Source organism: Agromyces sp. H17E-10 (assembly GCF_022919715.1).
Classification (GTDB): Bacteria; Actinomycetota; Actinomycetes; order Actinomycetales; family Microbacteriaceae; genus Agromyces.
Window position 1 is genome coordinate 2168035 of the sequence record NZ_CP095042.1, and the last position, 14319, is coordinate 2182353.

General features: G+C 70.8%; 12 protein-coding genes. 11 read left to right on the forward strand and 1 reads right to left on the reverse strand.

Features of this window, described 5'->3' with window-relative positions; all coding sequences use genetic code 11:
* Positions 1 to 150 precede the first annotated feature (150 nt).
* From MUN74_RS09840 to MUN74_RS09870, 7 genes are all read left to right on the forward strand, one after another.
* Complete coding sequence (locus tag MUN74_RS09840; protein WP_244851890.1) at positions 151 to 1389, forward strand: class I SAM-dependent methyltransferase; 1239 nt, start codon at positions 151 to 153, stop codon at positions 1387 to 1389.
* Positions 1386 to 2303 (forward strand): DUF817 domain-containing protein, encoded by a 918-nt coding sequence (locus MUN74_RS09845; protein ID WP_370647285.1) that lies wholly within the window; start codon positions 1386 to 1388, stop codon positions 2301 to 2303. Before MUN74_RS09840 ends, MUN74_RS09845 begins: the two co-directional genes overlap by 4 nt.
* Before the next feature lie 133 nt (positions 2304 to 2436).
* The gene (locus tag MUN74_RS09850; RefSeq protein WP_454665269.1) at positions 2437 to 5184 is read left to right on the forward strand and encodes a beta-eliminating lyase-related protein; all 2748 of its coding nucleotides are present in this window, start codon (positions 2437 to 2439) and stop codon (positions 5182 to 5184) included.
* Positions 5181 to 6695 carry an amino acid permease gene (locus MUN74_RS09855; RefSeq protein ID WP_370647286.1) on the forward strand — a complete coding sequence of 505 codons (1515 nt, stop codon included), beginning with the start codon at positions 5181 to 5183 and terminating at the stop codon, positions 6693 to 6695. The genes MUN74_RS09850 and MUN74_RS09855 overlap by 4 nt, the downstream gene beginning before the upstream one ends.
* Positions 6696 to 6760: 65 nt before the next feature.
* Complete coding sequence (clpS, locus tag MUN74_RS09860; RefSeq protein WP_370647287.1) at positions 6761 to 7051, forward strand: ATP-dependent Clp protease adapter ClpS; 291 nt, start codon at positions 6761 to 6763, stop codon at positions 7049 to 7051.
* Entirely contained in the window at positions 7048 to 7587 is a 540-nt protein-coding gene (locus tag MUN74_RS09865; protein WP_244851892.1) for a DUF2017 family protein, read from the forward strand. Before clpS ends, MUN74_RS09865 begins: the two co-directional genes overlap by 4 nt.
* Before the next feature lie 84 nt (positions 7588 to 7671).
* The gene (locus MUN74_RS09870; RefSeq protein WP_244851893.1) at positions 7672 to 8802 is read left to right on the forward strand and encodes a DUF998 domain-containing protein; all 1131 of its coding nucleotides are present in this window, start codon (positions 7672 to 7674) and stop codon (positions 8800 to 8802) included.
* A gap of 99 nt (positions 8803 to 8901) precedes the next feature.
* Here MUN74_RS09870 and MUN74_RS09875 read toward each other — a convergent pair whose 3' ends face one another.
* Positions 8902 to 9291 carry an SHOCT domain-containing protein gene (locus MUN74_RS09875; RefSeq protein WP_244851894.1) on the reverse strand — a complete coding sequence of 130 codons (390 nt, stop codon included), beginning with the start codon at positions 9289 to 9291 and terminating at the stop codon, positions 8902 to 8904.
* A gap of 205 nt (positions 9292 to 9496) precedes the next feature.
* On the opposite strand from MUN74_RS09875, the gene MUN74_RS09880 reads away from it, so the two are divergent.
* The 4 genes from MUN74_RS09880 to MUN74_RS09895 all read left to right on the forward strand — a co-directional run bounded on the left by MUN74_RS09880 (position 9497) and on the right by MUN74_RS09895 (position 14311).
* Positions 9497 to 10321: a mechanosensitive ion channel family protein gene (locus MUN74_RS09880; RefSeq protein WP_244851895.1), complete on the forward strand. Its 825-nt coding sequence runs from the start codon at positions 9497 to 9499 to the stop codon at positions 10319 to 10321.
* A gap of 110 nt (positions 10322 to 10431) precedes the next feature.
* Positions 10432 to 11706 (forward strand): ion channel protein, encoded by a 1275-nt coding sequence (locus tag MUN74_RS09885; protein WP_244851896.1) that lies wholly within the window; start codon positions 10432 to 10434, stop codon positions 11704 to 11706.
* A complete protein-coding gene (locus MUN74_RS09890) occupies positions 11703 to 13370 on the forward strand; it encodes a SulP family inorganic anion transporter (protein ID WP_244851897.1) in 1668 nt (555 codons plus the stop codon). Before MUN74_RS09885 ends, MUN74_RS09890 begins: the two co-directional genes overlap by 4 nt.
* The gene (locus MUN74_RS09895) at positions 13367 to 14311 is read left to right on the forward strand and encodes a DUF1214 domain-containing protein (RefSeq protein ID WP_244851898.1); all 945 of its coding nucleotides are present in this window, start codon (positions 13367 to 13369) and stop codon (positions 14309 to 14311) included. Before MUN74_RS09890 ends, MUN74_RS09895 begins: the two co-directional genes overlap by 4 nt.
* The last annotated feature ends 8 nt before the right edge of the window (positions 14312 to 14319 follow it).

Sequence of the window (14319 nt, forward strand, 5' to 3'; positions counted from 1 at the left end):
CGGACCCGAGGGTAGCAAACTCGGCCGGAAGCTGCACTCAGGTTCGCCTCCGGTGGTCGAGCAGCGAGCGGGTCTCGATACGCTCGCTGGCGCTCGCTACTCGACCACCGGAAGCACGCGTATCGAGACCCGTCGCGTAGCCTCGGTGACATGGCCCTCGACTTCGGCGCGCTCCGTCGCCATCCCGACGTCGAGGGGCCGGGCCTTGAGGCCTCCGACGCCGCCGACCGCCTCCTGCTCGACGAGGCGGCCGATCGGCTCGCCGCGACGCCCGCGGGCGAGATCGTCGTCATCGATGACTCGTACGGTGCGCTCGCGCTCGGTGCCGCCGAACTCGCGGGCTCCGATGCGACCGGTCCGATCCGCGTCCACCAGGACCTCATCACGGGCGAGCGCGCGCTCGCCGCGAACGCCGATCGTCTCGGCCGAAGCGGTGCAGTCGTCTCGCTGCCCCTCGGCCCCGGGCTCGTCCACGGTGCCCGGCTCGTCGTCGCTCGACTGCCCCGGTCGCTCGACCGGCTCGACGAGGTCGCCGCGCTCGTCGCCGGTCACGCGGCATCCGATGCCGTGCTCGTCGCCGGCGGCCGCATCAAGCACATGTCGCCGGCGATGAACGAGGTGCTCGGGCGGTACTTCGCCCGGGTCGACGTGTCGCACGCGCGGCAGAAGTCGCGGGTGCTGACGGCGTCGGGTCTCGATACGCGTGCTCCTTCGTCGCTCGCTACTCGACCACCGGAGGGGCGTGCTCCTTCGTTGCTCGCTACTCGACCACCGGAGGGGCGTGCTCCTGCGACGCTCGCTGCTCGACCACCGGAGGGCGAGTGGCCGCACCGCGAGCGGCACGACGATCTCGGCCTCGACGTCGTCGCGCACGGCGGGGTGTTCGCGGGCACGGGCGTCGACATCGGCACGCGCTTCCTGCTCGCCCACCTGGGCGGGGCGATGCCGGATGCCGCGACCGCGGTCGACCTCGCCTGCGGCACGGGCGTCGTCGCGGCGTGGCTCGCGCGCGAGCGCCCCGGTCTCGGCGTCGTCGCGACCGATCGTTCGGCCTCGGCCGCGGCATCCGCCCGCCTGACCGCCGCGGCGAACGGCGTCGCGGATCGCGTCGAGGTGACCCAGGCCGACGGCCTCGAACGGCTCGCCGACGCGAGCGAGCGGCTCGTCGTGCTGAATCCGCCGTTCCACAGCGACGCTGCGCTGTCGACCGGCATCGCCGCGCACCTGTTCGCCGACGCCGCGCGCGTGCTCGAGCCCGGCGGCGAGCTGTGGTGCGTGTGGAACTCGCACCTGCGCTACCGGCCCCTGCTCGAACGCGCCGTCGGCCCGACACGGCAGATCGCGCGCAACCCCAAGTTCACCGTGACGGCGTCGAGGCGCGACGGGTGAGCGGCGAGCCGCGGCCCGTCGACGGTCGCGACCCGGGCTCGGCGCACGAGCGGGAGCTCACCGCGGTCGAGCGCGCCATCGACCGGGCGGCGCACCGGCTGCTCGCGGGGGCGCCCGACCGGGGCATCCGCGCCGGGCTCGTGGAGTTCCTGGTCTTCGGCGCCAAGCAGGCGTGGGCGTGCGTGTTCGGTGCGGCGCTCCTCGTCGCGATCGTCGCGGCCCGGCTCTGGTACCCCGACGACGCGGTGCTCGCCCGCAACGACGCGCTCACGATCGCGGCCGTGCTCATCCAGGTCGTCATGGTCGCGACGCGGCTCGAGACCGGTCGCGAGCTGTGGGTGATCATCCTGTTCCACCTGACCGGTACCGTCATGGAGCTGTTCAAGACCGGGGTCGGCTCGTGGATGTACGCCGACGGCGGGGTGCTGCGGCTCGGCGGCGTGCCGCTGTTCACGGGATTCATGTATGCGGCGATCGGGTCGTACATGGTGCGCGTGTACCGATTGTTCGACCTCGGCTTCACGCGGTATCCGAGACGCTGGATCACGGCGATCGTGGCCGTGCTCATCTACCTCAACTTCTTCGGTCACCACTTCATCGTCGACTTCCGGTGGGTGCTGCTCGCCGCGGTCGTCGTGCTGTGGTGGCCGACGGTCATGCACTTCCGGGTCTGGCGAACGACGCCGCGGATGCCGCTGCTCGTCGCCTTCGCGCTCGTCGCGTTGTTCATCTGGTTCGCCGAGAACATCGGCACGGCGACGGGCGCGTGGCTCTACCCCGACCAGCTCGACGGTTGGCAGCTCGTGTCGGCGTCGAAGCTCGTGTCGTGGTTCCTGCTCATGATCATCTCGGTCGTGCTCGTGACCTGGGTCTACCCGCCGCGGCCGCCGGTCTCACGGCCGATCTCCGTCTGAGATCCCAGACCGATCGTCTGCGTCCCCAGACATGAGCTGGGCTCGACCCGACGTGTCGTCGTCCCGGGTGCGGTGTCGTTGACGGGTGCCGTGGTTGCGCGGTGCTCGGTGGACGAGGGAGTTCGGTGTGACGGTGGCGGATTCGGGGGTGACGGCGCCCGCCGGGATCCCGTCGAGCGCCTGGCGCCTCCGGAGCGACGTGTGGGAGTACCTCGGCCACCTCGTTCGCCAGTCGCTCGCCGGCCGGGCGCGCTCGGCCGACGGCGTCGGCGGCATCGACGGCACTGCCGGCATCGACGACATCGACGACGAGATCGACGTCGTCGCGGAGTTCGCACGGCTGCTGCCGGTGCTCGAGTCGCTCGAGGCCTACTGGGCGATTCCGGGCGTCGAGGCGGTCGAGACGCTGCGGGGCCTCATCGAGCGCGGTGAACTCGCCGCAGCCGCATCCCACCTCGACGACATCGCCCCGCGCTCGGGGTTCCCCCGTCCGGCCGGTGAGGAGCCCGACCCGGCGAGCGCCGAGTCGGTCGCGGCCCAGCACGTGTTCCAGGCGCTCGTCGTCGGCAACGACGGCGACGCGGCGGAGACCGCCATGCGTGCTTCGCTGCGGTCGCAGCGGCGTCCGTCCGACCGGTTCGCGTACGAGCTCGTCGTCGTTTCGACCGTCGAGGACGCGATGGCCGCGGTGCTCGTCAATCCCGAGATCCAGGCGTGCGTGATCCGGCCGGGCTTCGGGTGGACGACGGGGCGGCCCCTCAGCCGGGACCTGCGCCGATTCATCGGGGGCCGCCTCGGCACCGAACGGGCGAGCGGCCCGATCGATCGCATCACGATGCTCGCCGAGCAGCTGTCGGCCCTGCGCCCCGAGCTCGACCTCTACCTCGTCGCGGGCGTCGCCATCGAGCGGCTCGCGCACGCGTTGACGAGCAGGTTCCGGCGCATCTTCCGCGCGCAGGACGCGATGGAGCTGCACCTCAGCCTGCTCGCCGGGGTGGCCGAACGCTACGAGGCGCCCTTCTTCAACGCGCTGCAGGAGTACAGCCGGCGCCCGACCGGGGCCTTCCACGCACTGCCGATCTCGCGCGGCGCCTCGGTGCTCGACTCGCGCTGGATCGGCGACCTGGCCGACTTCTACGGCATGAACCTCTTCCTCGCGGAGACCTCGGCGACGTCGGGCGGCCTCGACTCGCTCCTCGATCCGAGCGGGTCGCTCCGGCAGGCGCAGACGGCCGCGGCGAGGGCCTTCGGCGCACGGAAGACCGTGTTCGTGACGAACGGCACCTCGACCGCGAACAAGATCGTGCACCAGTCGATCGTGAAGCCGGGCGACGTCGTGCTCGTCGACCGCAACTGCCACAAGTCGCACCACTACGCGCTCATGCTCGCCGGGGCGCGGGTCGCCTACCTCGACGCCTACCCGCTCGACGAGTACTCGTTCTACGGTGCGGTGCCGCTGGAGACGATCAAGTCGACGCTGCTCGCGTACCGCAGGGCGGGCCGCCTCGACGAGGTCAAGATGATCGCGCTCACGAACTGCACGTTCGACGGCATCGTCTACGACCCGCAACGGGTCATGGAGGAGTGCCTCGCCATCAAGCCCGACCTCGTCTTCCTCTGGGACGAGGCGTGGTTCGCGTTCGCCGCGTTCCACCCCGTGTACCGCCGGCGCACGGCGATGGCCGCCGCGCGCGAGCTCGGGCGCGAGCTCGCCGACCCGGCGCACCGCCGCGCGTACGAGTCCCAGCAGCGCGAGCTCGCGGCCGCACCCGACGCCGACGCCGCCGCGCTCGAACGCCGGCTGGTCGCCGACCCGGCTCGCGCCCGGCTGCGGGTCTACGCGACGCAGTCGACGCACAAGACGCTCACGGCACTGCGCCAGGGCTCGATGATCCACATCCACGACGAGGACTTCACGGCGTCGAACGCCGAGGACTTCCACGAGGCGTACATGACGCACACCTCGACGTCGCCGAACTACCAGATCCTCGCCTCGCTCGACGTCGGCCGGCGCCAGGTCGAGCTCGAGGGCTACGCGCTCGTGCAGCGCCAGGCCGACCTCGCCGTGCACATCGGCCACGCGGTCGCCCGGCACCCGCTGCTGCGCAAGCACTTCCGCATCCTCAGCACGCTCGACCTCGTGCCGCCGCGATTCCGCGAGACCGACCGGCCGATGCCGTTGCGCGACGGCCTGGCCGACCTGGCCGAGGCGTGGAAGCGCGACGAGTTCGTCGTCGACCCGAGCCGGCTCACGCTGCACATCGGCCTCACGGGCATCGACGGCGACACGTTCAAGCACGAGCACCTGATGGACCGGTACGGCATCCAGGTCAACAAGACGTCGCGCAACACCGTGCTGCTCATGACGAACATCGGCACCTCGCGCAGCGCGGTCGCCTACCTCGTCGAGGTGCTCGTCAAGATCGCGACCGAGCTCGAGCACGAGTCGCGGGCTCCGCGCGGCGCCGACCGCGACCCGGGCCGAAGCACGCGTCCCGAACGACGCGCCCGCATCGCCGTCACGCCGCCGCTGCCCGACTTCAGCCGCTTCGCGGCGCGGTTCCGTGCGGACGGCGACCTGCCCGACGGCGACCTGCGCACCGCGTACTTCATGAGCTACTCGGACGACGCGTGCGAGTACCTCTCGGCCGCCGAGGTCCGCCGCCGCCTCGCGGAGGGCGGCGAGGCGATCTCGGCCGGCTTCGTCACGCCGTACCCGCCGGGCTTCCCGGTACTCGTTCCCGGCCAGGTCATCACCGAGCAGACGCTCGCCTTCATGGAGGCGCTCGACACCCGGGAGATCCACGGCTTCGACCGGCGGCTCGGCTACCGCGTCCTGGTCGAGCCCGCAGCCACCGCCCGAATCGAAGGAGAATCGTGAGCAACCCAGACACCGCCACCGAGACGGATGCCGCGACCGACGCCGAGCGCGGCGTCGGCGAAGCGCCCCGCGACACCCTGCGCCGCGGGCTCAGCGCACGTCACATCCGGTTCATCGCCCTCGGCTCGGCGATCGGCACCGGACTGTTCTACGGATCGTCCGCGGCCATCCAGGCGGCGGGTCCCGCGGTCCTCCTCGCCTACATGCTCGGCGGCGCGGTGATCTTCATCGTCATGCGCGCGCTCGGCGAGATGGCGGTGCGGCATCCCGTCGCCGGGTCGTTCGGCCAGTACGCGTCGCGCTACGTCGGGCCGTTCGCCGGGTTCCTGACCGGGTGGACGTACACGTTCGAGATGTTCGTGGTCGCGCTCGCCGACGTGACCGCCTTCGGGGTGTACATGGGGTTCTGGTTCCCCGACGTCGAGCGCTGGGTGTGGATCCTCGCGATCGTGTTCGTCATCGCGGCCGTCAACCTCGCGAGCGTCAAGGTCTTCGGCGAGCTCGAGTTCTGGTTCTCGCTCGTCAAGATCACCGCGATCATCGCCATGATCGCGGGCGGCATCGCGATCATCGTCTTCGGCATCGCGAACGGGTCGGACGGCGCCTCGGGCGTGCAGAACCTCTTCGTCGACGGCTTCGCGCCGAACGGCGTGTGGGGCATCCTCGCGTCGCTCACGATCGTCATGTTCGCGTTCGGCGGCACCGAGGTCATCGGCATCACGGCCGGTGAGGCGCAGAACCCCAAGCAGGTGCTCCCGAAGGCGATCAACTCGGTGCCCGTGCGCATCCTGCTGTTCTACGTGCTCACGCTCGCGGTCATCATGATGCTGCAGCCGTGGACCACGATCGACGGCGAGGCGAGCCCGTTCGTGTCGATCTTCAGCAGCCTGGGCCTCGACGGCGCCGCCCACGTGCTCAACGCGGTCGTCGTCACGGCCGCGCTCTCGGCCATCAACGCCGACATCTTCGGCGCCGGACGCATGCTGCACGGCCTCGCCGAGCAGGGCCACGCGCCGAAGGCGTTCCAGCGCACGACCCGCAACGGCGTGCCGTTCATGACCGTGCTCGCGATGGTCGTGGCGCTCCTCGTCGGGGTGTTGCTGAACATCTGGTTCCACGACCAGATCTTCTTCCTGATCGCGGCGCTGGCGACCTTCGCGACGGTCGTGGTGTGGCTCATGATCCTCGTGTCGCACCTGCGCATGAAGCGCGAGATCGCCCGCGAACGGTGGTTGCCCTCCGAGTTCCCGGTGCCCTTCTTCCCCGTGACGGTCTGGGCGGCGCTCGGCGTCATCGGCCTCGTGATCGTGCTGATCGGCATCATGCCGGAGTCGCGACCGGCGCTCGTGGTCGGCGTCGTCTGGCTGGCCCTCCTCGGCCTCGGCTACCTCGTCTTCGTGCGCGGCGCGGGCCGCAAGCGGGTCGAGCTCGTCGACGAGACGGCGGCGATCCCGGTCGTCGGCGACGGCCCGGTGGTCGTCGACGACGTGGAGTCCGGCGACCGGTACTGACGCGCGTCCGGTCCGGATCTCGCACTCGGGCTGCGAGACCGGACGGATCGTGTCAGGCTGGAGTGGTGACCGACACGCTCGAAGAACTCGATCTCGACCTCGCGGCGCACGGCGCCGCCGCGGTGCCGTGGCGAGTGGTCGTGTGGGACGACCCGGTCAACCTCATGAGCTACGTGAGCTACGTGTTCCGCAGCTACTTCGGCTATCCGCGCGACGAGGCCGAGCGTCTCATGCTGCGCGTGCACACCGAGGGTCGCGCCGTCGTCGCGTCGGGCAATCGAGAGGCGATGGAGCAGCACGTGCACGCCATGCACGGCTACGGGCTGCAGGCGACCGTCTCGAGGGGCGACACGTGATCGTCGCGGGCCTCGGCGGCGGCGAGGGCGTCCGGCTCGTGCTCGAGTCGGAGGAGGCGATGCTGTTGTCCGAGCTCGCCGACCAGGTCGACTCGGTGCTGCTGCTCGGCGAGCCGAGCGACCCCGCGCTCGGCCGGTTGCTGCCGAGCGCCTACCCCGACGACGCCGAGGCGTCGGCCGAGTTCAACCGGTACACGCGCGAGAGCCTCGTCGACGGCAAGCGGCAGGCCGCCCAGCGGGTGCGCGACGCGACCGCCGTCACCGGCACCGGCGACGGCGTCGTGCAGATCGAGCTCGACCAGTCGGAGGCGTGGGGCTGGCTGACCTTCCTCACCGATCTCCGCCTCATCCTCGCGGAGCGCGTCGGTGCGGCCGACGACCTCGACGAACTCGACCTCGACACGGTCGACGCCGACGGCGACGACGATGAGGACGACGCCTCCGAGACCCGCGACGACTACCTGCGCGCGGCCTACGAGTGGGCGGGGTTCGTGCAGGGGTCCATGCTCGAGGTGCTCGACCCGACCGATCGCTGACCGGCTCCGTCACCACTCGCCGGTTCTGCGGCAGGATGGCAGCGATGCGTCCAACGGACGCCGATCGAGAGCAGGGGAGTCGCAGTGAGTGAAGCATCGTCGTGGCGCAGGGTGATCGCCCGTCCGACCGCATCGGCGGAGTCCGTCGAGAGCTTCGCGCTCGTCATCGGCACGATCGCGTTCGTCGTCGGCGTCGTCGTGGCGACCCCGCTGTTCTGGGGTCGTGACCTCGCCATCTCGGGTCGCGGCTCGGTCGGCGAGTTCGCGGCGATCGCGGGCGGGCTCGTCGCCGGCGCCGCGTTCGTCATCGCTCGGGTGCTCGTGCGTCGCGACCTGTCGCGGGGAGCCGACCCGTTCGAGGTGCCCGGCGCCCGACTCCACTGGTTCGACATCCTCGCCCTCGGCGTCGCGCACGCGGTCATCGCCCTGCTCGGCTGGTTGGGGCTCGCGAACATCCTGGAGCGCAGCTTCCAGGGCGCCGTCGTGTTCACGATCCCCGCGATCGTCCTCGCGGGCGTCGCCCTCGCGCTGAGCGCGTACGTCGGGTTCCTGAGCGGGGCGAACCTCACGCCGAGCCTGCTGTCGCTCGTGCTCGCGGTCTTCCTCGTGGTCGGCGTGATCGCCTCGATGCTGAGCGCGAGCGACCCGCTGTGGTGGCAGATGAACCTGTCGGCGCTCGGCATGACCGACGACCTGTCGGCCTTCGCGTTCAACCTCACGCTCGTCATCGCGGGCGTCATCGTCACCACGATCGCCCGCTACGGCACGATCTCGCTGCCCGTCGTGACGCCGGGCGACCAGCGCCGCCGGCGCACCGTGCGCGTGCTCCTCGTCGTCATCGGCATCTTCCTCGCGTGCGTCGGCATCTTCCACGTCGACGACTTCTTCGTCATCCACAACTCGGTCGCGACCGGCATGGCGGTCGCGTTCGCGGTGCTCGTGTTCGCGCTCGCCCGGCTCGTGCCGCCGATGCCGAAGGCCTTCGTCGTGCTCGGCTACGTGTACGTCGCGGTGATCGTCGTGCTCGGCGTCTTCTTCGCGATCGGCTACTACAACCTCACCGCGGTCGAGCTCGTCGCGGCGATGCTCATCTTCAGCTGGATCATCGTGTTCCTCCGCAACGTCGGGGCGATCCAGCAGCGCGGCAACGGCCGCCGGGCGGGCGCCTCCGTCGAGGCGGCGGATGCCGCGGCCGACGCCGCCGCGGCCGTGTAGCACCCCGCTCGAGCCACGGCCGGCGTACGCGGAAGGGGCCGGATGCCACTGGCATCCGGCCCCTTCGGGTTTTCGCCGATCAGGCGAAGGCGATCGTGCTTAGGCGAGCGCCTTGGCCTTGAGGGCGTCGTACTCGGCCTGCGTGATCGTGCCGGCGTCGAGCAGGGCCTTGGCCTTCGCGATCTCGTCAGAAGCACTGGAGGCGCCGGCGGTCTGGCGGATGTAGGCGTCGGCGGCGTCCTGCGCGGCCTGCGCGTCGCGCGCCGAGCGCTCGGCCATGCCGCGGCCACGGGCGATCAGGTAGATCAGTGCCGTCAGGAACGGCACGAAGATCAGGAAGATGATCCAGACGGCTTTCCACCAACCGTTGAGCTTGTGGTCGCGGAAGAGGTCACCGATGATCGCGAACAGGGCGAAGAGGTAGGCGATGAACGCGAACGCCCAGAAGAACCACCAGATCAGGTCCCAGAAGTTGTTCCAGAAATTCATGCTGTGTGTGCCTTTCGATACGAGGTGAAACGCATCGCCGAAACGCGATGCCCGGACGCCTCGTCCCAGTTGCGACGTTCGCCCCTCCGGGCGACGCCCTCCCCCTGACCGAAGACCATCCAGAGCAGACAATAGCGCGAACGGGCCCGGTATCGCGCGGATCTCGGGCGCGCGCGGGTAATCTCGCCTCGGGGAAGGGGACCGCGTGGACGACTGGTGGAAGACGCTCGAGATCAACGGCTGGAGCATCGCGGCCGTCGTGGTGACCCTGCTCGCGACATGGATCCTCGCCCACTTCGCTCGCAAGGGCGTGCGCGCGGGACTCGCCAGGGTGCCGACCCTGACCCCCGCCGTGGGCGTGCTCGCCGAGAGCATCGTGGTCTACGGCATCTGGCTGGGTGGCATCGGCATCGCGCTGACGTTCATCGGCGCCTCGGTGCAGCCGCTGCTCGCGGTGGTCCTGATCGTGCTCGTCGTGCTCGTGCTCGTGCTCCGCGGCATCGCCGACAACTTCGCGGCCGGCGTCGTGCTGCAGACGCGCCGCCCGCTCGCCGTCGGCGACGAGATCGAGAGCGGCGACTACACGGGCACCGTGCACGAGATCAACGGACGGTCGGTCATCATCCGCACGGCCGACGGTCGCACGGTGCACGTGCCGAACGCCCAGATCCTCTCCGATCCCCTCGTCAACCACTCCGAGCACGGGTCGCGGCGCAGCGAGATCGAGGTGCGTACGGGCGGGCAGCGGGTGGATGCCGCGGGGGAGACGTCGTTCCGCGAGGCGATCGTCGACGCGGCCGCGGGTGCCCAGGGGGTCCACCGCAAGCAGGGCGTGCACGTGCGCCCGATCACGCTGGGTTCCGGTCGGGCCGTCTACCGGGTGCAGTTCTGGCACCATCCGCTGCACGGCGTCGCCGTGACGGCCGACGTCGTCGACGCGGTCGCCGCGAAGCTCGCGGTGCTCGACGTCGACGCCGTGGTCACGAGCGCCCCGCCGCCGTCCCCGCTCGCCATGGCGACCGAGCTCTGACACGCGCTGCCGGGCACCGTGCTCGGCACCGTCGCGTTGCGGCATGATGGCCTGAGGTCGGGCATTGCGCACGACGCAGCCGCGACGCGGCTCACGTGAAGGGGGAGCGCGTGGACGAGACGCGACCGGCGCCGAGGGTGCGCGATCTCGCGATCCTCGCGATCCCGACCATCGTGGTCGGCGTCGGTTCGGCGTTCCTGCTCTGGCTGCTCGACCTCGCGGCCGAGGGCCTGCACGACGTGATCTGGGACGCCGTGCCCGAGGCGATCGGCATCGGGCCCGACGCCCCGCTCTGGATCTTCACCGTGCTGACCCTCACCGGCGCCGCGGTGGGCGCCGCCGTGTGGCTGCTGCCGGGGCACGGCGGCCCCGACTCCGCGCTCGGCGAGCTCGACGCCCCGCCGCCGAAGCTCATCGCGCTTCCCTCGCTCGCGCTCGTGGTGACGATCGGACTCGCCGGCGGGGTCAGCCTCGGCCCCGAGAACCCCATCATCGGCATCAACACCGCCCTCACGATCGCGGTGCTGGCCCGCGTCGCCGCGAAGATCCCGACGAAGCTCGCCGCCACCCTCGCGATGGCGGCCACGATCGGGGCGCTGTTCGGCACCCCCGTCGCGGCGGCGCTCGTGCTCACCGGTGCAGTGGCTGCGGTCAAGGGCGGCGGCTCGCTGTGGGACAAGCTGTTCCTGCCGCTCGCGGCGGCCGGTGCCGGCGCCATGACGATGCACCTGCTCGGCGGGTCGTCGCTCACGTTCACCCTGCAGCCGATGGGCGGGGTCGAGGCGATCGACCTCCTGACCGGCACGATCGTCGCGTGCATCGCCGCACTCGTCGGCCTCATCGGCGTGTTCGCGCTGCCGGTCGTGCACCGCATCTTCCATTCGATGCGCAACCCGCTCGTCTACACCACGATCGGCGGTGCGCTGCTCGGCGTGCTCGGCATCATCGGCGGACCGATCACCCTCTTCAAGGGGCTCAACGAGACGGGCGAACTGCTCGCGAACCCCGACGACTACTCGCCGGGCCAGCTCGCGCTGTTCGCCGCGGTCAAGCTCGTCGCGCTCGTCATCGCGGCCGCTGCCGGGTTCCGCGGCGGCCGGGTGTTCCCGATCGTGTTCATCGGCACCGCGCTCGGCCTCCTCGCCTACGCGGTCGTGCCCGACATGCCCATCTCGCTCGCCGTGGCGTGCGCCGTGCTCGGCATCACCCTCGTCGCCACCCGTGACGGCTGGATCGGCATCTTCCTCGGTGCGGCGATCGTGGGCGACACCACGGTGCTGCCGCTCCTCTGCGTGATCGTGCTGCCGGTGTGGCTCATCGTGACGAAGGCGCCCGAGTTCATCGCCCACGACGAACGCCCGAAGGCCGAGGAGGCTGCCCCGTGACGACCGCACGACCGCTCGCGGGGCTCACCCGCAAGAACCTCGGCCGCGAGCTCGTCGCGGGTGTGACGCTCATCGCGATCGCGATCCCGCTCAACATCGGCTACGCCCAGATCGCCGGGCTGCCGCCGACCGCGGGGCTCTACGCCCTCATCGTGCCGACCGTGATCTACGCGCTCGTCGTGTCGAGCCGGCAGGTCGTCGCCTCGCCCGACGCTGCCGCCGCAGCCCTCGTCGCGAGCTCGATCGGCGGGCTGGCCGCCGCGGGCAGCGCCGACTATGCGACGCTCGCGCTCGCCCAGGCGATCCTCTGCGGTGTCATGTTCCTGCTGCTGTCGGCGTTCAAGCTGGGGTTCCTCGCGAACTTCCTGTCGAAGCCGATCCTCGTCGGCTTCGTCGGGGGTCTGGCCCTCGACATCCTGATCAGCCAGATCGCGAAGATGCTCGGCGTGAAGATCCCGTCGGGCGGCGAGTTCATCGAGAAGACGACCGCGCTCGTCGAGGGGCTCGGCACGGCCAACCCCGTCGCCATCGTGATCTCGGCGCTGTCCGTCGTCGTGCTGCTGCTCGGCAAGCGGTACCTGCGGGCGGTGCCGTGGGCGCTCGTCGTGCTCGTGCTCTCGACGATCGCGGTCTACCTGCTCGACCTCGACGACGCGGGCGTCGACGTGCTCGGCGCGGTGCCGGCCGGCCCGCCCACGCTCACGTGGCCGATCATCGACTGGTCGATGTGGTTCGCGCTCATCCCCTCGGCGATGGCGCTCACGCTCGTGACCACGGCCGAGGGCCTGCTCGTCTCCCGCTCCTACGGCGAGAAGCGCGGCTACTCGACGAACCCGAATCGCGACCTGTTCGCCTTCGGCCTCGGCAACATCGCGGCCGGCGCATCGGGCAGCTTCGCGGTCGGGTCGTCGACCTCGCGCACCGCGGCGATGGACCAGTCCGGTTCGCGCACGCAGCTGCCGTCGCTCGTGCTCGCGGTCGGCACGCTGCTGCTGCTGCTGTTCGGCACCGCGCTGCTCGCCGACATCCCGTCGCCCGCGATCGGTGCGATCGTGGGCGTCGCGATCCTGCCGCTGCTGGGCGTCAAGGAGTTCATCGGCCTCTGGAAGGCCGACCGCTTCGAGTTCGCGATCGGCGCGGCCTGCTTCCTCACGACGCTCCTCGTCGGCGCGATCCCCGGCATCCTCGTCGCGTTCGTGCTCGCGCTCATCAACCTCGCCCAGCGGGCGTCGCATCCTGCGATCGACGTGCTGCAGGCAGGCGGCGAGCCGGGCGACTCGCTGCTCGACGAGGCGCCGAAGGGGCACGTCACGGCACCGGGCGTCGTCGTCGTGCGCCTGGCCGCGCCGCTCTTCTTCGCGAACGGCGCGGTGTTCAGCGACGCGGTCAAGCGCGCGGTCACGAGCGCGGTCGCCGCCGGCAACGGCCCGGTGCGCCACGTCGTGGTCGACATGGAGGCCGTGACCGACATCGACGTGACGGGCGCCGAGAGCTTCGAGGCGCTGCTCGCCTGGCTCGAGCGCGAGCACGTCGACCTGTCGTTCAGCCGCATGCGGCCCGGGGCGAGGGCTCGGCTCGTCGAGCTCGGCCTGCTCGGCGACCGGGAGACCTACGAGACCAACCGCGCGGCGCTCGCCGCACTGACCGAAGGGGGAGTGCGATGAGCACCACCGTCAGCATCGACAACTTCACGCGGGTCGAGACCGACACGATGATCGAGCGGATGCTGCCGATCATCGGTGCACTCGGCGTGTTCCACCACGACCGCGAGCTCGCGCCCCTCGATCAGCAGCCGGTCATCCGCCAGAACCGCGACACCCTCTACTCGGTCGCCGTCGTCGACATCGCCCGAGGTGGTGCGACGCTCACGATCCCCGAGGTCGGCGACCGCTACATCTCGGTGATGGTCATCAACCAGGACCACTACATCAACCGGGTCTTCCACGGAGCCGGGCGGCACGAGCTCACGAAGGCCGAGTTCGGCACGGACTACGTCGTCGTCGCGGCGCGTCTCCTGTTCGACCCGACGAGCTCGGCCGACCTCGCAGAGGTGCACCGCCTGCAGGACGCGCTCTCGATCGAGACCGCCGAGCAGCGACCGTTCTCGCACCCCGACTACGACGACGTGAGCCACCGCGAGGTGCGCGAGGCGCTCCTCGTGCTCGGCAAGACGATGGGCGGTCTGACGCACTGCTTCGGCACGGCCGACGCCGTCGACCCGGTGCGTCACCTCGTCGGCACGGCGGTCGGGTGGGGCGGGCTGCCCGATGACGAGGCGCAGTACGTGATGGTCGACCCGCGGCTGTCCACCGGACGCTACGCGATGACGTTCGGCGCAGACGTCCCCGCCGACGCGTTCTGGTCGGTCAGCGTCTACAACGCCGCCGGCTACTTCGAGCCGGGTCCGAGCGGCATCACGAACGTCAACTCGGTGTTCGCCGCGAAAGACCCCGACGGCTCCACCACAGTCCGGCTCGGCGACTGGGAGGACGGCACCCCCAATCGCATCCCGCTCCCCGAGGGCTGGAATCTCCTGATCCGGCTCTACCGTCCGCGTCTCGACGATCTCGCCCGCTGGTCGGTGCCCGAGATCATCGCCAGCTGAGAGGAACC

Bases quoted from the DNA above. Each gene is read 5' to 3' on its own strand.
- MUN74_RS09895 (WP_244851898.1), top strand. From the start codon at position 13,367: ATGAGCACCACCGTCAGCATCGACAACTTCACGCGGGTCGAGACCGAC.
- MUN74_RS09840 (WP_244851890.1), top strand. From the start codon at position 151: ATGGCCCTCGACTTCGGCGCGCTCCGTCGCCATCCCGACGTCGAGGGG.
- MUN74_RS09875 (WP_244851894.1), bottom strand. From the start codon at position 9,291: ATGAATTTCTGGAACAACTTCTGGGACCTGATCTGGTGGTTCTTCTGG.